The following is a 17,615-nucleotide window of genomic DNA, read 5'->3' as shown; positions in this document are numbered from 1 at the left end:
AAGAATGATCGGCATCACTATAGGTTGTGTTTTTCTGTCGCGTCGATGAATTGAATCTGTTTGTGATTCATTTTAATCAGTCCTTCGGCTTCAAGTTCAGCCAAGGTACGCGAGAACGTTTCAGGACGCAGGCCCAGCATCAAAGCGACTTCATGTTTCTTACCACCGAGTTGGATAATGGGACGATTCTGTTCCTGTTGAAGACGACAAAGATAAGTCCAAACACGATCACGTGCAGAAGAAAGACTGATGTTTTCAATCACCATGTGAAGCTTGTCCATCCATCTGATCAACGCTTGAACGACGGATTGATAAAGCTGCGGATTTTTATTTAAAACATTTTGCAGTTCTGATTTAGGAATAAAAAATATTTCGGACTCTTCCGCGCTCATCGCGGTTTCCGTATTTTTGTCTTGTCCTAGAAGACCCGCTTCGCCGAACGTTTTTTGCGGACCTAAGATTTCAATCAACATTTCTTTTCCGGCAGGGGAGAGTTTGAAGATTTTAACAGATCCCTTGCGAATCAGATAAAGACCAGAAGAAGGATATTCTTGTTCAAAGATCAAGGCGCCTTTAGGGAATTTTTTTAACTGTAAAAGAGGAATGATTTGTTCTGTGATTTTTTCTTCTTGAGTCGAACAAATAGGACAGTTGTCGGTAGGTTTGTCTTTCATTTGGATCTCCCCTTTTACTATAGCACTGTTGTGCTACGTTCCGGAGGAAGATCAAAGGCCAAAAAAAGGGGGAGGCAAAAATCCTCCCCCCGGGTGGACTAAGGCTTAAAAATAGGGCCGGATCCTGAATCAATAACGCGGTAAGGATTGTCTGCATACTCGATCAAATAAAGGACAGGTTCTAAATTCTTTCTTTGAACCTCAGGAATAACCTGAGCGCCAGGATAGAAACCACCTGATCCCCAGCCACTGTTGGCGGGATCAAGTTCAAAAGTGAAAGAAATGATCTTATGCTCCCCGTAAGACCAATCTGTCGTGTCTCCGCTGGCAATGTAAAGATCTGAAGATTGCTCTGGAGTGTAACCATTCCACTCGGCCATTTTCTTAGCCATTGTTTCATGGACTTGTTTGTCACGAGCGTTGGCAATGCTGTCATAAACGTGCCCCCAAGGGTACAAAATCAACTGCGAGAACGTGTGGAATGAAAGCAGGATTGTGATGTTCTGATGATCCTCAACGTACTTTTTAACTGCTTGAGTTTCAGGCTCACTGAAAGCATTTGGCCCACGGAATGTATCGCTGTTGGGACTTGTGCTCGCGCCACCGCCGCCCCAGCCGTAACCGTAGTTGCGATTGAGATCTACGCCGTAAGTGCCATCATTGTTTTTCGCGCGATTTTTTCTCCAAGATTTATAGCTGCCTGTAGAGATATCGTACTCAGCACCGTCTGCGTTCACCATAGGAATGATATGGATATCACGGCCATTCACAAGGCGCTGAACGCGGGGATTTCCCTTCGCATATTCCGTTAAAAGATATTCAATATAATACAGAGGAAGTTCAATCGAAAGATGTTCACGCGCATGGTGACCGCCCATAAAGATCGCCGCAGGCAAAGAATCCGCATGAGCAAGATCTCCGGAAATACGCACAACCCAGATATCGCGTCCTTCATATGTTTTTCCAATAGAGGACATCTGTGCAATTTGTGAGTATTGGCTTGTTAAAGAGCGAAGCTTGTCGGTCATCTCCGCATAGTTATGAAAAGCGGCGTCTTTAGAAGGGAAATCCATCTCTGCCGTCAGTGGGAAGCTGACTTCCAAAAGCCCCAAAGCCTCGACTTTATTCTTTTCTTCAAGGCTTCCGATACCGACCACGAAATCTTCGCGGGTTGTTTCAATAGAGACGCCGGTATTGGCGATCAGCGTTCGTTGGAATTTATCCTCCGCACGAATCTTCATCCAATATTGTGTCGTATCTTCCGTGTAGGCCTTGTGAATAGGCAGGAAACCTAAAGCCAGAAATCCCGCAACCGCGAGAAGCTTGGTGATTTTCATAAAAACCCCTCCTTGGGTCCTGACAAGTGTCAGGGAATATTTTATGTTGAGGCGGATTCATGTTGACGTACAGTCTTAGGTCAGTACGTTAGGGCTAAAGTCCAGGGGTTTTTATGGCTGAAACAGTCGGGCAGTTTTTAAAAGTGAAATTTGCGGAACTTCGCGCGGAAAATCCACAGATCTCTTTGCGTTCCTTTGCCGCTATGGTGGGAATTTCGGCGGGGAGAATGAACGAGCTTGTGCACGATAAAAGAGCCTTGAGTGATTTCTATGCCGAGAAAATCGTGAAAGCCCTCAAACTCAATCTTCAAGAAAAACGCAAGTTGTATTCGTTGATTTCGACAAAAGCGCGCAAGGTGAATAGCATCCGTGTCTTGGCGGATAATGAAGGCTTGCATGTGCGCTGTTGGGAAAATTTGGCGATTTTAAATATCATGCGCACCGATGACTTTGAACCCGATATGAACTGGATTGCCAAGCGTTTGGGAATTTCTCTTAGTCGTGTGCAGGAATGTTTTAAAATTCTTCAAGATCACGATCTAGTGAAAATTTCTGAAGACGGTGGCATGGAACGCACCTCTTCTCGTGTGGTTGCTAAAACGACAGGTGCCACATCTCACCATGAACGACGTAAACTGGAAAAATCCATGGAAGCCATGGAAACAATTGCTCCACCTTTCCGCAATCATTCGTCTGTTACGGTGGCGACGACTCCAGAAAAAATCAAAGAAGCCAATGAAAAGATCAAAGAATTCCGTCGTAAGTTGGCGGAGTTTTTAGAAGACGGTCCTAAAAAAGAAGTCTACAGTTTAACGATTAATTTATTTCCTCTCACAGAAATAAGAACGACGGATTCGGAGTCTACCAACGAATAGGTTCGGGCTCGATTTCAACACCGAAAGCATTTTTAACATCAAGGGAAACTTGATTTGCAAGTTTCCAAACATCATCGGCAGAAGCCCCACCATGATTCACAAGCACCAAGGCTTGTTTTTCATACATTCCCACCGGGCCTAATTTTTTACCCTTCCAACCAGCACGATCAATCAACCAGCCCGCTGCCAATTTAAATTGCGTGTTTTGATAAGGGAAACTGACAAGATCTGTGTGCGACTGCAAAAGAGTGTCGCGCATATCTTTAGAAACGATCGGATTTTTAAAGAAACTTCCAGCATTGCCAATGACCTTCGGATCAGGAAGTTTGGATTGGCGAATATGAATCACCGCATTGGCAATCGTGCGTGGCTCGGCAACAAGTTGTTGGCGCTCTAGTTCTTTACGAATATCGCCGTACTCTAAATGCAAAACATTCTTCTTAGGTAAACGGAAGGTCATACTCCACACGAGATAACGACCCGCACCTTCCTGCTTAAAGAAACTATCACGATAAGCGAAATGACATTCTTTATTGGAAAAAACTTTGTTCTCGCCAGATTGTAAATCGAGACATGCAACTTCCCACAACATGTCTTTGACTTCAACGCCATAAGCGCCGATGTTTTGAATCGGGGCGGCCCCGGCTGTTCCAGGAATTAAAGAAAGATTCTCTAATCCCCAATAACCCTGTTGCAAAGTCCATTGCACAAAATCATGCCAAACTTCACCGGCTTGCACCTTCACATACCAAGCTTCGTGATCTTCGCCGAGTAACTCTTTTCCTTGGTTTGCAACCTTTAAAACAAGCCCTCGCACAGTGGCAGGTAAAACAAGATTGCTTCCTCCGCCTAAAATATTCCAGGAAAGTTTGCGCAGGGAAGAATCGTTCAGAATATCACGCACGTCTTGTTCAGAATGCAGTTCCGCGAAGTGCTCTGCTTGAGAGCGCAGTTGAAGAGTGTTTAATGAACTAAGATCTTTGTTTGTGTGAATCTGCATGACAGAACAGATTCTATTAGAAGGAGGTCCCTTTTGCCATCATTCTTTCAAGAACCTGCTCTTTGCCGATAAAGCAAATGCCAAGTCCCAAACCCTTACTCCAAACAACCTCTGCGGCCACGTTGTGGGTGCGGCGAAGAGACGTCAAATTAACAGTAAGATTTAAAAGATCGCCTTTTTGAGGCACGTAATCACCTTGAGAAACTTCAAGGAAAGCACCTGTCTGAGACAAGTTTTTAAGATTGGCGACAAGGATGCCAATGTGGCCATAGACTTCGACCTGAGCGGTTTCTTTGGTTTTGTAGCGCTTTGCTGTGCTCATACTCACTCCGAGGATCGTGTCTTGACTCTATTCTCGGAAAAAAAATCGTGTTCGTAGAGTCTAAACTGTAGATTTCTCAGAATGAGACTGAAATCTAGACTCTACTTGCGAATGTACGTGAGAAATGAAAACGGAACAGTCGATTCCACATCACGACGTTCAGTCAGAGTGAATACCTTTTCGTCAATTTGCGGGTAATAGGTATCGCCCGCAAACTCTTTGTGGATCAGGGTTAGATAGATTTTGTCGGTCTTATCCATGATCTGTTTGTAGATCTCTCCACCACCAATCACGAACACTTCATCGCCCCATTTCGGGGTTAAAGGTTTGGCGTGAGCGATAGCTTCATCAATGGAAGAGACAAAGACCACGGGACTTGATTCTGTCGACGGAAAGCTTTGTGACTTTGGATCACGCGTAATCACTATGTGATAACGGTTGGGAAGAGCGCGACCGTTGAAAGATTCAAACGTCTTTCTTCCCATAATCATGATGTGGCCTTTTGTGGTGTCTCTGAAAAACTTCATGTCTTCGGGAATATTCCAAGGAAGACCTCCTTGTGTCCCGATCACATGATTTTCAGAGCAGGCTACGACATGAGTTAAAATCATACAGCCACCGGTGCTTTGATCGCAGGATGCGGATCGTAGCCCACGATTTCAATATCTTCATAAGTGAAATCAAAAAGATTTTTCTTATCAGGATTCAACTTCAATTGCGGAAGTGGGCGGAAGTCACGAGTCAGTTGCAACTGCGCTTGTTCTAAGTGATTCAAGTACAGATGGGCATCGCCCAATGTGTGAACAAAGTCGCCAACCTGCAAATCACAAACTTGCGCGATCATGTGTGTAAGAAGCGCATAGCTTGCGATATTGAACGGCACGCCCAAGAAAATATCCGCGCTTCGTTGATACAACTGGCAAGAAAGTTTTCCGTCAGCTACGTAAAATTGAAAAAAGGCGTGGCACGGAGGCAAAGCCATTTTATCCACGTCGCCAGGATTGAAAGCCACCACCAACAAGCGACGAGAATTTGGATTTTTCTTAATCTGCTCTACGACGTTTGAGATTTGGTCAATCGTGCGACCGTCGGCTGTCTCCCAAGAGCGCCATTGTTTTCCGTAAACGGGACCCAAGTTGCCGTTTTCATCAGCCCACTCATCCCAGATCGTCACTTTGTTGTCGTGAAGATATTTGACGTTCGTATCGCCTTTTAGGAACCACAAAAGCTCATGAAAGATCGAACGCGTGTGAAGTTTTTTAGTCGTTAAAAGAGGAAATCCTTCTTGAAGGTTGTAGCGCATCTGATAACCAAACATCGAAATCGTGCCCGTGCCAGTGCGGTCTTCTTTTTTTACGCCGTTCTCAAGAACTGCTTTCAATAAATCATGGTATTGCTTCATAGATCACCTCGGGAGGTACATAAGATGATTGTTATTTTATTTGAGCTTCTTTTTTTGTCTATTTGAAAAGTAGTCCCAGATGAATTTACCGCACGGGCCCAACTCTCTCTGAGAGTGACGCGCAATGTGAACCTTGGAGCGATGTTGTTTTTGCGGCAACGTCACAAGGGTTTTCTCCTTGATTTCCTCGTGAATCACGTGCTCAGGCATTAATCCCCAGCCCAATCCACCGACGAGAAAGGCTTTTTTCGTAGCGTAATCCTGAACACTGATCACGTTATCCATATTCACAATGCCACCGGACCGTTTTGAACTTTTCAGAGTGGTCGACATGATGATTTGTGGATATTTTCCCAGCATTTCATCTGTCGCTTTTCCGCGAAGTTTGGCTAACGGATGAGTGGCGGCACAAGAGGCGATCATCGCAACTTCAAAAAGCGGTTCCGTGATCAAGAGACTTGAATCGTTGTAGACATGTCCCAGAGCTAAATCCGCACGATCCTCCAAGAGTTGTTCATCATTGCTAAGAATATCATGAATGATTTTGATCTCCGTTTGGGGAAACCGAGAAGTGAACTCCTTCAGCGCGCTGACCAAAGACGGGAGGGGCCACAGAGCGCTGACGGCCAAACGGAGAATTGGTTCATGTCCTCTTTTTAAAAACTCCGCGGTTTCTTCCAACTCACTGAATTGAAAGATCAGATCATCGGCCTTCTTTAGAAAAGAACGACCTTGAGGAGTGAGCTGCGGGCGATATTGATCGCGATTGAAAATTTTAAAGCCCAATTCGTTTTCTAAAGAACGAATGGAATAACTCACAGCACTTTGCGCGCGATGCAGTTCTTGGGAAGCCGCTCGAAAGCTCCCGGTGGTCACAATGGTTTGCAGAACTTGCAGTTGATCTAAAGTCATACCGTCACAGTATATCTAAAAATTAGATCATGTTAATAGAAAACTTATAATTTTTTTAGATCGTCTAGTTTTATATACTAAGGGACATAAGGAATAACAAATAAGGAGTTTTCCAATGAACAAAGCAAAACTAGCAGCACGTTTGATCTTCGGTCTTCTATGGGTGGTTTTCGGACTGAATTTCTTTTTCCATTTTCTTCCGCAGCCACCGCCACCAGAAGCGGGGCTTAAGTTTCTTTCGGGCTTGATGGCCAATCCCTATTTCTTTCCTTTCTTAAAAGTGACCGAAATTGTGGTGGGCATTTTGCTGTTGCTTAACATCGCTGTGCCTCTTGCGCTTGTGGTGATTGCGCCGATTACATTAAACATCATGCTTTATCACGGTGTTCTTGATCCAGCGGGAGCGGGGCTTGCAATTTTGATTTTAGTGCTCAATGTATTCTTAGGAATTACTTACTTTGATAGTTACAAGCCTTTGTTAAAACGAGGCTAAAGGGAGAGTTTATGATGTATCTGCGTAAATCAGACGAAAGAGGTTATGCCGAGTTTGGTGGTTGGTTGAAATCACGCCATACGTTTTCGTTCAGCGATTACTATGATCCTCAATTCATGGGATTTCGCGATTTACGTGTGATCAATCAAGATTGGATCGCCAAAGGAGCGGGTTTCCCGGCGCATCCTCACCGTGACATGGAAATCATCACCTATGTTTTAAAAGGCAAAGTCGCGCACAAAGACAGCCTTGGCAATGTAGGTGAAATCACGGCGGGCGAAGTTCAAACCATGCACGCTGGCACAGGAATCAGTCACAGCGAGTACAACCCTTCCCCCGACGAAGACCTGCAGCTTTTTCAAATTTGGATCATGCCTGATGTGAGTGGTGCAAAACCTGGATACACACAGCAATCTTTCACGCGGGAGCAAAAGTTGAATCAACTAAAGCTCATCGTTTCCAAAAACGGTCGTGAAAACAGCCAAATGATCAATCAAGATACGGATCTTTATGTCTCTGTTCTTGAACCAGGTATGGAAAAAGAATTTAAACTGCGCAAAGGCCGTGGAGCTTGGGTTCAGTTGGCAGAGGGCGAGCTTGAAGTGAATGGAAAAGTGATGTCCTCCGGCGATGGAATGGCGGTTCAGGATGAAGAGCTGCTCAGATTCAAAGCCAACAAAGAAACTGAATTCCTTCTTTTTGATTTGAAGTAACAGATGAGGCTCGTAGGGCCTCGTCTCGTTTTGAGATCATTCCAAGAAATTCCGCGCTGAAGTCCACCCAGTGATCTTTCGAGACTAGACTAATGTTAGTTTTTCGAAATGCACTGGACACAGTTGTGGGCTCACATTCTAAAATAGGTTTATGCCACATTTTAGAATTTTACTTGGATTCTTAATCGCTTGTTCTTTTTTATCCACCGCCACTTTTGCGTTCTCGCGTAGAAAACCTGTCGTGATTGATTACCCGCAGACTACTTATGTTCAAGGTAACACGACATCTTCTTTTACGCCGTCAAGTTCAGAGCCATCAACGGATATGTTGAAGCTTGCGCAAAGTGCGAGTGAAGGGGCCGGACGTCTTAAAGAAAAAGGCGCTCTTTGTTATCGTGCCGTAAAACAAATCATTGCCGATGCGTTTGGGAAAGACCTTGCCTGTGTTCGCGGTATTCTTTCTTCGGGATCTGCGAAAGATGCGGGCGGAGACCTTTTAAAAATGGGATTTATCCAAGATATGTCGAGCTGTAACAAGGCAGGAGCTGTTCGAGTTTATAAAGGTGTGGGCGCTCCAGGGTATAGAAAATTGCCGGGCGACATCCATGGCCATATCGAAGTTGTTGGCGATGAAGGAATGTACCACTCGTTTTATTCAAGTTCCATGTCGATGGACGACTCAATGCCAGGGCGAAGAATTTTAACGGGATGTTATGTTCCTCACTATGATAAAATTAGAAGTGCTCCACTGAGCCAGTGTCCAAATAGCAGTGTGAGTTACAAAACGCATAGACCACCGTCTTCTAGAAGCAAATCGGGGAGCCAGTAATATGAAATCAATGATTGTTATCCTCTTAATTATGATGGGTTTTGTAAGAGCGGAAGCTTCTCTAGCCTGCGACGTTTGTGAGCAAGTCGATAAAATGGCGAAAGCTTATGAAGAAGATGAAAAAAAGGCTTACGATAATTTCAATAAACTGATCAGCCAAGTGCAGCTTTCTAAGGACAAGGCCGTGCGCAAACAAGAACTGGCTGTGATTGTAAAAACAGCAGTACTTATGGAAAACAGTGACGACCGTCAGGAGCTTGCTCCTTACTTGGCGGATATGCAAAAAGAATATCCCCAAGAATTTAAAGAGGCTTTAGGCACTCTTCCTAAAGAAGCTCGTAAGAGTTTGGAAGATCAAATCAAGATCGCCAACAAGCTGATGGAAAAAGGAGAAGAGCCCTAGAAAGGGCTCTTTTTTATTTAGAACGCACGACCGAAAACATCTTCCAAGACGGATTTCATCTTAGACCAATCTTCAATCACTTCGCGCTTGTCTGAGTTTTTAAAATTCTGAACTTGAGCATCCATCGCGCCGTAGCGCATGGAAATCACGTTCACGTTGTAAGCCTCATAAGATTTCAAAACACGGTCGACGTGTTTTTCTGTATCATCGACAAAAACAATCACTGGATAGTATTTCTTAGTTTTGCAAAGAATCGAGCGAAGCATCGCCCCTTTGTGTTGACCGGCTGTATAGAAAACACCGTCTTCATAGACAGAGGGTTTGGAATCTTTAATTCCCCACGTCGTCAGTTCTTCCGGAGTTAAGCAAGACTCTGCTGGCTTATCCGTTTGAATCGGAAGAAAACGGCTGACATAGCCACCGACAGGACCCGGTGAAGTCAATGAAGGGTCATATCCCGCACGCGCTAATTCTCTTTGTGTGAAGTTTTGATATTCAGGTCCGCGAGATGTCAGCAAGAACACGGGGTGACCTTGTTGTTGAAACAGGCGCACCATATTTGGCGACATCGTTTCAGGTGCGCGCATTTGGCTTAAAGCATACAAATAGCTTTGCACGCGCAAAAGACCATCGAAATCTTTCGCAACCAAATCTTGAGTGTCATTGTTTTTGAGTTTTTCTTCCTGCCAAGAAAACCAAGCGTCTCCGCCCAGATCTTTTTCTGTTGTAAGAAGTGTGTTGTCGATATCAAAGACCACAAGAATTTCTTGAGCTGTGTACTGCTTTTTCAGCTCTTCCACTTTTTGCACGACTTCTTGCATGCTTTTGATTTGCACTTTTTCCGACGCTTCCGAGTGAAGCAGGAACGCGAAACTGAGAAGAAATACCAAAACTGACTTCATAAATCCTCCTCTAGAATTTGTACGTTAATGAAAAGTAGTGACCTACGCCGGATGTCTCGCCAGCAAAACCGCCGTCTTTAAGCAGGGCCATGTCTTTATAAAGTTTGAGACCATAACCGGCGGCATAGCGTTTGGAGTGCCAGTAAAGACCGTTGAACCATTCCAAAGACGTATCAGAGTAGTTGCTGGAATCCGCGAGTCTGTTCGCCCCGAACTTGTAATCAAGATAACCTTGATAAGAGATAAAACTATTTTCGAAATGATAAAAAGGCGTGAACCAATTTGTCGAAAGGATGTAACCATCCCATTCTCTTTCATTCGCAGCACCGAAATTTTCGCGCACATAGCGGGCCATTAAGTTCGCACCCACTTTGCCAAACCAAGGAACTTGAATGTCCGTTCCGATACCCACGTACTGTTCAAAAAGCGCTCGGTCGCCGACATTGAAAAGAGTCGCAAGATACCACTCTTGGATAGGACCCGCAGATAGATCATGTCCGGTCATGTAGTCTAAAGAAAAACGGGGAGCGAGTTTGAAAAAGAAATTATCTCCTGCATGACGGTCACTGTCTGAGTGAGAATCAAAAACGTCAAAGACATCCAAGTAACCGTAAAGATCCAAAACTCCAGAGCGTCCACCGAATTCCATTTCAAAATAAGTATCTTGCTGGTTTCCGAATGGAATCTTGTTATCGATGCTTCTCATCAAATTGAATTGGAACCATTTGAAGTCATTTTTATGAATATCGTCGTCAGAAATAGTGGCAGCGTGAGCGAAACAGCTAACAAGAAGGCCAAGGCTCAAAACAAGCGTACACAAAGAAACTCGGAACATTCGCGACTCTCCAGAATAAACAATTTTTGATGGGGAACTCTTGAGGCCGCATAAAACAGAAAATTCCTCGTTAAGACAATGAAAAAATGGCCGATTTACCATTTTGCAGCGCTTTTCACGGAGGAGTTATTGACTCGCCCGCCAGAACTGTTTATTTCTCAGGGCAAGTTAGGGAGTAGTCGCAATTTCTCCAAATTGACTTAAGCCGACATACTGAGTGATGAACTCCGGTTTAAGTGCAAGGTCCCCCTTGTCGACGAGACTAACACGCGTGTTTTTAACAACAAACACCGTGTGGTCTCGTTTTCTTTTTGAGCCCCACGGTTTTTTCAAAGTGAGGGCTCCCGAATGGAAGCAATTTTAAATTCTTTTTTGTTAGTCGCAGCCACAGAGATGGGCGATAAAACGCAACTTTTAGCTTTGGTTTTAGCCGTGAAGTTTAAAAAACCGTGGCACGTGATGGGCGGCATATTAGCTGCGACCATTCTTAATCATGCGCTCGCAGCGTGGCTCGGGCAGTGGATTTCCTCACAGGTACCTTCACACTATTTGGATTGGGCTTTAGCGATCACCTTCTTTGGTTTTGCTTTGTGGATCTTAATTCCTGATAAGGATGATTCCAATCCAGACAATATGCGCTGGGGAGCTTTTTGGACAACGACGGTTCTATTTTTCTTTGCCGAGATCGGAGATAAAACGCAGCTTTCAACGGTGGCCTTGGCGGCAAAATATCAAAACCTCACTCTAGTGACGATGGGAACGACTTTAGGAATGTTATTCTCTGACGGACTCGCCGTTGTGTTTGGGGAAAGACTCACACAGAAGATTCCCATGAAGTGGATCAACTACGGATCTTCTTTGCTCTATATGATTTTCGGCGTAGGAATTTTGATGCGTTAAAAATAAAAAAGGGAGCTTCATCGGCTCCCTTTTTACATCTTCATTTGCGATCAAACTATTGGAAGTTCTGAACTTGCGCGATGTAAGGAAGATTTCTGTAGTAGCCTTGGTAATCCAAGCCGTAACCCACAACGAATTCGTTTTGGATTTTGAAACCCACGTGATCAAGATCGCATTTCACTTTCAAAGCGTCTGGCTTTTCAAGCAAAGCGATTGTCGTGAGGCTTTTAGGTTTACGAGACAAGATAGAGTTTTTTAGGTAGTTCATTGTAAGACCCGTATCTACGATGTCTTCAACAAGAATAACGTGGCAACCTTCAACCGGGCTTGCTAAATCCAAAGTCACTTTCACTTCACCAGAAGAAGAAGTTCCGCCGTGGTAAGAAGAAACGCCGAAGAATTCGCAAGTGATGTCGGCGTCGATGTTGCGGATCAAATCAGAGTAGAACATGAACGAGCCTTTCAGTACGCACACCGCAACGACTTTTTCGTTTTTGAATTTCTTTGAAAGAGTCGCGCCCAACTCTTTAACCTTTTGCTGAATTTTTTCTTCAGTGATGTAGGGTTTAAGTGAAAGATTTGTCATAGTAACGTCTCCATCTCTACACAAAAGAGTTGTTCATGATTTCACCGAAACCACCGCCGCCTGGAACGATATAGTGTTTGTCGTTCAAACCGCGTTCTTGATCCCAATATTGGCCCGGAGTTGCATCTAAAACTGCCTGAGGCGATAGCCCTCGGTCAAGTCTTAAGGCATAGATCACGACGTCAGGGTGCACAGTGAGAACATTCTTCAAATACTCGGGGGTGACGATGAGGTTTAAGGCGATAAATTTCTTAGCAGGCCCCTGAATATGCGTCTTATAGTGGGAAACGGCGGTCACCATCGTGTTCCCCGTGGCCCCCATAGGGTCCGGAAAAATCACATGAGCCCCTTGTACGTCGCCCCCGATTTTCATTCCGCCGAACTCAGCTCCTGTGACCATGTCTTTGTTGTTCGTCACGCGGGCCGCAAAAATATGATCTTGGCGAACGTTCTGAGCGGGCAGGGCAAAGTGTAAAAAGTTATAACAAATATGACTGGGATAAGTCCCGGCACGCGCAAGATTAATGCTCACGGCTTTTTGATGAGAAGCAATGCGCTTGCCTTTAAGTTTCTTATCGGGATGAAGCTCGGTCATACGAGTGGGTTCTTCAAAGTGCTCAATATCAAATTCATTATTCACGGTGACCGAAATCAAATGCGTGTAAAGAACTTCCACGATGCGATTGATTTCGGGTTGATAACAACCCGGGGAGCACAAGCGCGCTAAAAGCCCGCTTAAAAACGGATTATCAATGATATGCACTTGAGGCCCATAGAGGTGACTCAACTCTTGTTGAAATGCCATGGGAATACCTTTGGTTATGTCTTAGTTGCCTTTTTCGAATTCGACAAAGATCACAAGCTCGCTGTCTCCAGATCTGAATTGAGGAGAGCGTAAGATCTTAAAAACATCAATAGCGGTGAGTTCGTCTTCATTTTCCAAATTTGATTGCGGAGGCAAAACGCCGGCCATGAAAAATCCCGTGTCTCCGCCGATTTCAAAAATCGCGGGGAAGGATTTTCTTTGAATCTCTAAAGTTCCTGAAGCCGAAGGCTCTTTCCAGGTTCTTTGGATTTCTAAATTGCCGCGCAAGTTGTTATTGTCCATCTCGCTAAGTTCAAAGAAAGTCGTCAGGCCAATTTCCACCGAAGGGTCTCTGCGATCTTTCAAACCGTAAGACCATTGCAGTGTTTTTGAATTATCCAAAGGACGGTCTTCTTTATGAAGAATTTTTGTTTGCGCTGCTGATAAGGAACGGCGAATGCTCGGAACAATGCCCGCTGAGTAATCGTTAAAATTCATGAACTGACCCGTGCTGCGGCTGGCAGCATAAAGACCGTTCAAACTTCCACGCGAAACTTCCGCATAATAAACCACCAAATGCGGGCTTCCGGTTTTTGCCAAAGATCTTGTGTCTTTGTTTTTATCGTCAAGTGCCGCTGATGTCGGGGACGGTCCCGCTGTGGGTGCCGCATTTGGAGCCGCTACTTTGTAAGCCGTTACAACACCGTCGGCTCCGTCTTGAGGAGACTCGGGTGTTTGTGAAGCTTGATCCGCCGTCGGCGTTTCTTCTGCAGGAGCGGATTCCGCAATATCTGCCAGGGCTGGGTTATTGGTCGAATTAATTTGCACCGTGGATTTAAGGTAGCTTACGCGACGCTCAAGATTTTGTTGGCCTTTTTGATAAAGGGTGATTCCGACGCCGCCAGCGACAATAACTAAAACAGAAAGCTGAACTAGCGGGTTGCCGACGATTCGTTTCCAAGCAGGTGGAGTGGCAGGTTTGAAGTTTTCCATGTCAACGCCACACTGCGCGCAGTATTTGTCTTTAGGTTGTTGAAACCCACAACGTGGACAGTTGATTAACATCGAAATTCAAATCCTTTTAAATATTCGAAAAAGCCTTAGAAATAGGTTAAGGCAAAGCGACTTGACGCTCAATAGAATAATTCATACTGTGAATCCGCGGGTGAGGATAGAAATGAAGAAGTACAAACCGAAATCAGGTGAGAGAATTGAAATTGTCGAAGATTTTATCCCGCCCAAGGTCGAGCTTCCTTTCGAGTTTTCGCCTGAACATTATCCTGTTTTGCTTCAAGAAGTGCTCGCCGCGTTTTATCCCTATCGACAAAAGGAAAATGCAACCTACTTTGATGGAACTTTTGGGCGTGGTGGTCACTACTCCGCGATGAGATATGTGATCCCCCAGATGAAGGCCACGGTCATGGACCAAGATCTAGCTGCCATCGATCACGCAAAAACAAAATTCCAGACTGATGTCGAGAAGGGCCAGTTAAACGTAATACATGGAAATTTCTCGCAGTTTTCAGAACATAATCTAAAAAACTTTGATATGATGCTCTTAGATCTAGGTGTGAGTTCGCCGCAGTTGGACCAGGCGGACCGAGGCTTTAGTTTTTATCACGATGGCCCCTTAGATATGCGAATGAATCAGCAACAAGGATTGACGGCTGAGATGCTAATTAATACGGCTTCTGAGGAAGAACTCATTCGAATCTTCAAAGAGTACGGCGAAGTCCATCGCCCGGCTCGTGTCGTGCGCGCGATCGTTCATGATCGTAAAGAAAAAGCATTTCAATCAACGAAACAACTTGCGGGTCTTATTGAGCGCGTGGACGGATGGCAAATCAAAGGCTTTCATCCCGCGACGAAATATTTTATGGCTTTGCGATTGGCGGTGAACTCAGAGCTGGAAGTGGTTGAGCAGGCGATCCCTGCGATGATCAACGCTTTGAATCCCGGCGGTCGTTTGGCTGTGATCTCGTTTCATTCGCTGGAAGACCGTATCGTGAAAAACATCTTCAAAGGTTCGGAGAATCTTGGAAGAGCTGTGAATAAAAAAGTAATTGTTCCCACTCAGGAAGAGTGTGACAGAAATTCTCGCTCGCGTTCAGCGAAGCTAAGAATCTTCGAGAGGAGTGCTCAGGATGAGCTCGGAAAACTTTAGGCAGTTAAAGCCTTTTTTCAGTATTCTACTTATCATCGCAACTTTGTTTTCCATCGTCTTCTTGCAGATGGAAGAACGCCGCATGGGTTACAGCGTTCTTAAGCTCACTCGCGAACATAAAAAAGTGTGGGAAGAAAAACGCGTGAAAGAAATCGCTCTGGCAAAGATCACGCGTCCGCAGTTGCTCGACAGCGTCGCTCAACAAAAATTCACTCTTAAAAAGGTTCAGGCCAATCAGATCATTCATCTGAGCGGAGCCCTTTCAGAAGAAGTGGATAAAGTTGTGAACAAAGGTATCGCGAAAAAGGATCTGTAATTGAAATCACGTATTGTTGTTATTTTTGTAGGTATCTTAACTCTGTGGTCAATGCTGATCTTGCGTGCGGGTTATTTGCAGTTCTTGCCGAATGATCGTTTGAACTCTTTGCAGAATCGTCAGTTTCAAACCAAAGTGACATTGCAAGCCCGCCGGGGAGCGATTGTTGACAGCAATGGTCGTGATCTCGCGATGTCGACAACCGCGTACTCTTTGTATGCCGATCCAAAAATTTTAGAAAATAGAAAACTCGCGGCAAAAAAATTATCAAAAGTTTTAAATCAATCTTATGAATCCGTTTACGCAAAAATCAAAGACGGCAGCCGTCGTTTTGTGTGGATTCAAAGAATGCTGGAACAAGATAAAGCCGATGAAATCAAATCATGGGAGATGCGCGGTCTTTCTTTTGTTGAAGAGTGGCGCCGTGTTTATCCGAACGAAACTTTGCTCGCGCAAACTTTGGGATTCTTAGGCAGTGAAGGTCAAGGGCTTGAAGGCTTGGAGCTTGGTTACAATCAAATTCTTGCAGGCAATCAAAAGAAAGTTTCTGTAAAACGTGATGCGCGCGGAAGACCTCTTATCAACGATGGTCTTATGTTTATTGAAAATCCAGAGGGGAATGAACTTCGCCTGACAGTGGATTCAGAGCTTCAGTACCGTCTTGAAAGTGAACTTGCCAACGCGGTTTCCACTTTTGAAGCCGATCATGCGGTCGGTGTTATTTTGGATGCGAAAACATCGGCGATTTTGGCGCTGGCTTCAGCTCCGACGTTTGATGTGAATAAAGCAGGCAAAGCACAGGCGGAACATCGTCGCAATAAAATCGTGACGGATGCTTTTGAGCCAGGTTCGACAATGAAAACTTTTGTGATTGCCTCAGCACTTCGCGATTCTTTGGTGCAACCCAATACAAAGTTTTATTGTGAAAAAGGAAGCTTCAAAGTCGGCGACCGTATTATCAGAGAAGCTGAGACCAAAGAAAAATTTGAAGACCTGACAGTTTCAGAAATCCTCGCGGTGTCTTCGAACGTCGGAACAACGAAGATCGCTTTCAAAATGGGAGCGGATCGTCTTCGTCAAGGTCTTTTGGATTTTGGTTTTGGTCAAAGACTGGGTGCAGATCTTCCGGGTGAAGCGCGCGGCATGGTGCAGGCGCTTCCTTGGCGTCAGCACTTGTTAAGTAATATTTCTTTTGGTCACGGTATCTCTGTCACGCCTTTGCAAATGGCCAATGCTTTTGCAGCGATTGCGAACGGGGGCGTTTTAAATACGCCTTACATCGTTCAATCTGTCCGTGATGCAGAGACAGGAATTTTAACTGAAACTCCTGTGAAGCCGATTCGTCGTGTGTTGACTCCGGAGCAGGCAGCGCAAATGCGTGCAATGCTTGTGGGTGTGACAACAAAAGGCGGAACCGGTGGAAATGCGCGTGTTGATGGTTTCATGGTCGGTGGTAAAACAGGTACGGCGCAAAAAGTAAATCCGAATGGACGTGGTTATCTTAAAGGTGCCTACGTTTCTAGCTTCGGTGGCTTTATTCCAGCGAACGATCCAAAGTTTGTAATTTACATCGCAGTGGATTCTCCAAGAAAAGCTTATTATGGTGCGACGGTGGCGGCGCCTCTATTCTCGCGCATGGCTTCTTACGCCGTTCGCAAAGAAGGTATCGCGCCTCTTCCGATGGCAGAGGAATCAACCGTGAATCCGAAAGTTCGTAAGATCGCAGCGGAAACAAAGCCTTCTCCAAAAGTTCAACCGAAGGAAGTCTTAACGGCGGCAGAGCTTGATAAGGTCACAGAGGTTGCCACAGGGGAAACGGTTCCTAACTTTATGAATATGACAACACGTGAAGTTCTTCGTCGTATCAACGGTCAAGACATCAAAGTGAAATTCGTCGGTCAGGGCACAGTCAATGAAGTCTCTCCGAATGTCGGCTCTCCACTTCCTGAGAGCAAAGAAGTCACCGTCATTTTAAAATAAAAATTCGCAATTCGGATCCCATGATAAGAAGTCAAGGGGTTCGCAGGGTTTTTATCTCTGGTCACAAGCTTGCAGAGCCTCTTCTGAGTTTAAATTGAAATTGCCAAGGAGCGATAAGATGATCCTCGCCGGGATTCTTATTGCTCTCTTTGCAACCTTGAATGAAA

General features: G+C 44.9%; 21 protein-coding genes. 9 read left to right on the top strand and 12 right to left on the bottom strand.

Going from position 1 to position 17,615, the window contains the following annotated elements; translation table 11 throughout:
- Positions 1–17: 17 nt before the first annotated feature.
- The gene (locus ACLSSO_RS15265; RefSeq protein WP_413943324.1) at positions 18–674 is read right to left on the bottom strand and encodes a Crp/Fnr family transcriptional regulator; all 657 of its coding nucleotides are present in this window, start codon (positions 672–674) and stop codon (positions 18–20) included.
- 98 nt (positions 675–772) lie between these two features.
- The gene (locus ACLSSO_RS15260) at positions 773–2,011 is read right to left on the bottom strand and encodes a M14 family metallopeptidase (RefSeq protein ID WP_413943323.1); all 1,239 of its coding nucleotides are present in this window, start codon (positions 2,009–2,011) and stop codon (positions 773–775) included.
- A 113-nt stretch (positions 2,012–2,124) separates the two neighbouring features.
- Between ACLSSO_RS15260 and ACLSSO_RS15255 the strand changes: the two genes are divergently transcribed.
- Positions 2,125–2,886, top strand: a complete 762-nt coding sequence (locus tag ACLSSO_RS15255; RefSeq protein ID WP_295899064.1) for a TIGR02147 family protein — start codon at positions 2,125–2,127, stop codon at positions 2,884–2,886.
- Here ACLSSO_RS15255 and murB read toward each other — a convergent pair.
- The 5 genes from murB to ACLSSO_RS15230 all read right to left on the bottom strand — a co-directional run bounded on the left by murB (position 2,873) and on the right by ACLSSO_RS15230 (position 6,522).
- Positions 2,873–3,886, bottom strand: a complete 1,014-nt coding sequence (murB, locus tag ACLSSO_RS15250) for a UDP-N-acetylmuramate dehydrogenase (RefSeq protein WP_413943322.1) — start codon at positions 3,884–3,886, stop codon at positions 2,873–2,875. The two genes, ACLSSO_RS15255 and murB, sit on opposite strands and share 14 nt — an antisense overlap.
- Before the next feature lie 16 nt (positions 3,887–3,902).
- Positions 3,903–4,208 (bottom strand): PilZ domain-containing protein, encoded by a 306-nt coding sequence (locus ACLSSO_RS15245; RefSeq protein WP_295899058.1) that lies wholly within the window; start codon positions 4,206–4,208, stop codon positions 3,903–3,905.
- Positions 4,209–4,309: 101 nt separating this feature from the next.
- The gene (locus ACLSSO_RS15240; protein WP_295899054.1) at positions 4,310–4,819 is read right to left on the bottom strand and encodes a dihydrofolate reductase; all 510 of its coding nucleotides are present in this window, start codon (positions 4,817–4,819) and stop codon (positions 4,310–4,312) included.
- The gene (locus ACLSSO_RS15235; protein WP_295899051.1) at positions 4,816–5,610 is read right to left on the bottom strand and encodes a thymidylate synthase; all 795 of its coding nucleotides are present in this window, start codon (positions 5,608–5,610) and stop codon (positions 4,816–4,818) included. Before ACLSSO_RS15235 ends, ACLSSO_RS15240 begins: the two co-directional genes overlap by 4 nt.
- A 36-nt stretch (positions 5,611–5,646) precedes the next feature.
- Positions 5,647–6,522 (bottom strand): LysR family transcriptional regulator, encoded by an 876-nt coding sequence (locus tag ACLSSO_RS15230; protein WP_295899049.1) that lies wholly within the window; start codon positions 6,520–6,522, stop codon positions 5,647–5,649.
- A gap of 115 nt (positions 6,523–6,637) precedes the next feature.
- On the opposite strand from ACLSSO_RS15230, the gene ACLSSO_RS15225 reads away from it, so the two are divergent.
- The 4 genes from ACLSSO_RS15225 (at position 6,638) to ACLSSO_RS15210 (ending at position 8,960) form a co-directional block, all read left to right on the top strand.
- The gene (locus ACLSSO_RS15225; RefSeq protein ID WP_295899046.1) at positions 6,638–7,015 is read left to right on the top strand and encodes a DoxX family membrane protein; all 378 of its coding nucleotides are present in this window, start codon (positions 6,638–6,640) and stop codon (positions 7,013–7,015) included.
- 11 nt (positions 7,016–7,026) lie between these two features.
- Positions 7,027–7,728, top strand: a complete 702-nt coding sequence (locus tag ACLSSO_RS15220) for a pirin family protein (RefSeq protein WP_413943321.1) — start codon at positions 7,027–7,029, stop codon at positions 7,726–7,728.
- Positions 7,729–7,879: 151 nt separating this feature from the next.
- Complete coding sequence (locus ACLSSO_RS15215) at positions 7,880–8,557, top strand: hypothetical protein (RefSeq protein ID WP_413943320.1); 678 nt, start codon at positions 7,880–7,882, stop codon at positions 8,555–8,557.
- A gap of 1 nt (position 8,558) precedes the next feature.
- Complete coding sequence (locus ACLSSO_RS15210; protein ID WP_295899035.1) at positions 8,559–8,960, top strand: hypothetical protein; 402 nt, start codon at positions 8,559–8,561, stop codon at positions 8,958–8,960.
- A gap of 17 nt (positions 8,961–8,977) precedes the next feature.
- Here the strand turns inward: ACLSSO_RS15210 and ACLSSO_RS15205 are convergent, their stop codons facing one another.
- Positions 8,978–9,862 carry a DUF2608 domain-containing protein gene (locus tag ACLSSO_RS15205; protein ID WP_295899033.1) on the bottom strand — a complete coding sequence of 295 codons (885 nt, stop codon included), beginning with the start codon at positions 9,860–9,862 and terminating at the stop codon, positions 8,978–8,980.
- Positions 9,863–9,872: 10 nt separating this feature from the next.
- Positions 9,873–10,697: an outer membrane protein OmpK gene (locus ACLSSO_RS15200; RefSeq protein WP_413943319.1), complete on the bottom strand. Its 825-nt coding sequence runs from the start codon at positions 10,695–10,697 to the stop codon at positions 9,873–9,875.
- A 348-nt stretch (positions 10,698–11,045) separates the two neighbouring features.
- Between ACLSSO_RS15200 and ACLSSO_RS15195 the strand changes: the two genes are divergently transcribed.
- Positions 11,046–11,597: a TMEM165/GDT1 family protein gene (locus ACLSSO_RS15195; RefSeq protein WP_295899029.1), complete on the top strand. Its 552-nt coding sequence runs from the start codon at positions 11,046–11,048 to the stop codon at positions 11,595–11,597.
- A 55-nt stretch (positions 11,598–11,652) separates the two neighbouring features.
- On the opposite strand, the gene hpt is transcribed toward ACLSSO_RS15195, so the two are convergent.
- The 3 genes from hpt to ACLSSO_RS15180 are packed head-to-tail and all read right to left on the bottom strand — an operon-like array spanning position 11,653 to position 13,981.
- Complete coding sequence (hpt, locus tag ACLSSO_RS15190) at positions 11,653–12,183, bottom strand: hypoxanthine phosphoribosyltransferase (protein ID WP_295899027.1); 531 nt, start codon at positions 12,181–12,183, stop codon at positions 11,653–11,655.
- 16 nt (positions 12,184–12,199) lie between these two features.
- The gene (locus ACLSSO_RS15185) at positions 12,200–12,988 is read right to left on the bottom strand and encodes a uracil phosphoribosyltransferase (protein WP_295899024.1); all 789 of its coding nucleotides are present in this window, start codon (positions 12,986–12,988) and stop codon (positions 12,200–12,202) included.
- A gap of 21 nt (positions 12,989–13,009) precedes the next feature.
- Complete coding sequence (locus ACLSSO_RS15180; RefSeq protein WP_413943318.1) at positions 13,010–13,981, bottom strand: hypothetical protein; 972 nt, start codon at positions 13,979–13,981, stop codon at positions 13,010–13,012.
- Between the two features lie 184 nt (positions 13,982–14,165).
- Between ACLSSO_RS15180 and rsmH the strand changes: the two genes are divergently transcribed.
- Genes rsmH through ACLSSO_RS15165 form a run of 3 tightly spaced genes read left to right on the top strand, consistent with a single transcriptional unit; the run spans position 14,166 to position 17,448 of the window.
- Positions 14,166–15,152, top strand: a complete 987-nt coding sequence (gene rsmH, locus ACLSSO_RS15175; protein ID WP_295899015.1) for a 16S rRNA (cytosine(1402)-N(4))-methyltransferase RsmH — start codon at positions 14,166–14,168, stop codon at positions 15,150–15,152.
- The gene (locus ACLSSO_RS15170) at positions 15,133–15,468 is read left to right on the top strand and encodes a histidine kinase (RefSeq protein WP_340592855.1); all 336 of its coding nucleotides are present in this window, start codon (positions 15,133–15,135) and stop codon (positions 15,466–15,468) included. Before rsmH ends, ACLSSO_RS15170 begins: the two co-directional genes overlap by 20 nt.
- Positions 15,469–17,448 (top strand): penicillin-binding transpeptidase domain-containing protein, encoded by a 1,980-nt coding sequence (locus ACLSSO_RS15165; protein ID WP_295899009.1) that lies wholly within the window; start codon positions 15,469–15,471, stop codon positions 17,446–17,448.
- The last annotated feature ends 167 nt before the right edge of the window (positions 17,449–17,615 follow it).

The sequence above is a fragment of the Bdellovibrio sp. HCB-162 genome (genome assembly GCF_047344985.1).
Taxonomy (GTDB): domain Bacteria; phylum Bdellovibrionota; class Bdellovibrionia; order Bdellovibrionales; family Bdellovibrionaceae; genus Bdellovibrio.
The sequence above is the reverse complement of the archived record's forward strand: the minus strand, read 5'-3'. Positions and strand labels throughout refer to the sequence as shown.

Excerpts from the sequence above, each read along its gene's own strand:
- ACLSSO_RS15235 (WP_295899051.1), bottom strand. The coding sequence starts at position 5,610 with ATGAAGCAATACCATGATTTATTGAAAGCAGTTCTTGAGAACGGCGTA.
- ACLSSO_RS15240 (WP_295899054.1), bottom strand. The coding sequence starts at position 4,819 with ATGATTTTAACTCATGTCGTAGCCTGCTCTGAAAATCATGTGATCGGG.
- ACLSSO_RS15170 (WP_340592855.1), top strand. The coding sequence starts at position 15,133 with ATGAGCTCGGAAAACTTTAGGCAGTTAAAGCCTTTTTTCAGTATTCTA.
- hpt (WP_295899027.1), bottom strand. The coding sequence starts at position 12,183 with ATGACAAATCTTTCACTTAAACCCTACATCACTGAAGAAAAAATTCAG.
- ACLSSO_RS15195 (WP_295899029.1), top strand. The coding sequence starts at position 11,046 with ATGGAAGCAATTTTAAATTCTTTTTTGTTAGTCGCAGCCACAGAGATG.
- rsmH (WP_295899015.1), top strand. The coding sequence starts at position 14,166 with ATGAAGAAGTACAAACCGAAATCAGGTGAGAGAATTGAAATTGTCGAA.
- ACLSSO_RS15180 (WP_413943318.1), bottom strand. The coding sequence starts at position 13,981 with ATGGAAAACTTCAAACCTGCCACTCCACCTGCTTGGAAACGAATCGTC.
- murB (WP_413943322.1), bottom strand. The coding sequence starts at position 3,886 with ATGCAGATTCACACAAACAAAGATCTTAGTTCATTAAACACTCTTCAA.
- ACLSSO_RS15255 (WP_295899064.1), top strand. The coding sequence starts at position 2,125 with ATGGCTGAAACAGTCGGGCAGTTTTTAAAAGTGAAATTTGCGGAACTT.
- ACLSSO_RS15205 (WP_295899033.1), bottom strand. The coding sequence starts at position 9,862 with ATGAAGTCAGTTTTGGTATTTCTTCTCAGTTTCGCGTTCCTGCTTCAC.
- ACLSSO_RS15225 (WP_295899046.1), top strand. The coding sequence starts at position 6,638 with ATGAACAAAGCAAAACTAGCAGCACGTTTGATCTTCGGTCTTCTATGG.
- ACLSSO_RS15260 (WP_413943323.1), bottom strand. The coding sequence starts at position 2,011 with ATGAAAATCACCAAGCTTCTCGCGGTTGCGGGATTTCTGGCTTTAGGT.
- ACLSSO_RS15220 (WP_413943321.1), top strand. The coding sequence starts at position 7,027 with ATGATGTATCTGCGTAAATCAGACGAAAGAGGTTATGCCGAGTTTGGT.
- ACLSSO_RS15210 (WP_295899035.1), top strand. The coding sequence starts at position 8,559 with ATGAAATCAATGATTGTTATCCTCTTAATTATGATGGGTTTTGTAAGA.
- ACLSSO_RS15185 (WP_295899024.1), bottom strand. The coding sequence starts at position 12,988 with ATGGCATTTCAACAAGAGTTGAGTCACCTCTATGGGCCTCAAGTGCAT.
- ACLSSO_RS15245 (WP_295899058.1), bottom strand. The coding sequence starts at position 4,208 with ATGAGCACAGCAAAGCGCTACAAAACCAAAGAAACCGCTCAGGTCGAA.
- ACLSSO_RS15200 (WP_413943319.1), bottom strand. The coding sequence starts at position 10,697 with ATGTTCCGAGTTTCTTTGTGTACGCTTGTTTTGAGCCTTGGCCTTCTT.
- ACLSSO_RS15265 (WP_413943324.1), bottom strand. The coding sequence starts at position 674 with ATGAAAGACAAACCTACCGACAACTGTCCTATTTGTTCGACTCAAGAA.
- ACLSSO_RS15230 (WP_295899049.1), bottom strand. The coding sequence starts at position 6,522 with ATGACTTTAGATCAACTGCAAGTTCTGCAAACCATTGTGACCACCGGG.
- ACLSSO_RS15215 (WP_413943320.1), top strand. The coding sequence starts at position 7,880 with ATGCCACATTTTAGAATTTTACTTGGATTCTTAATCGCTTGTTCTTTT.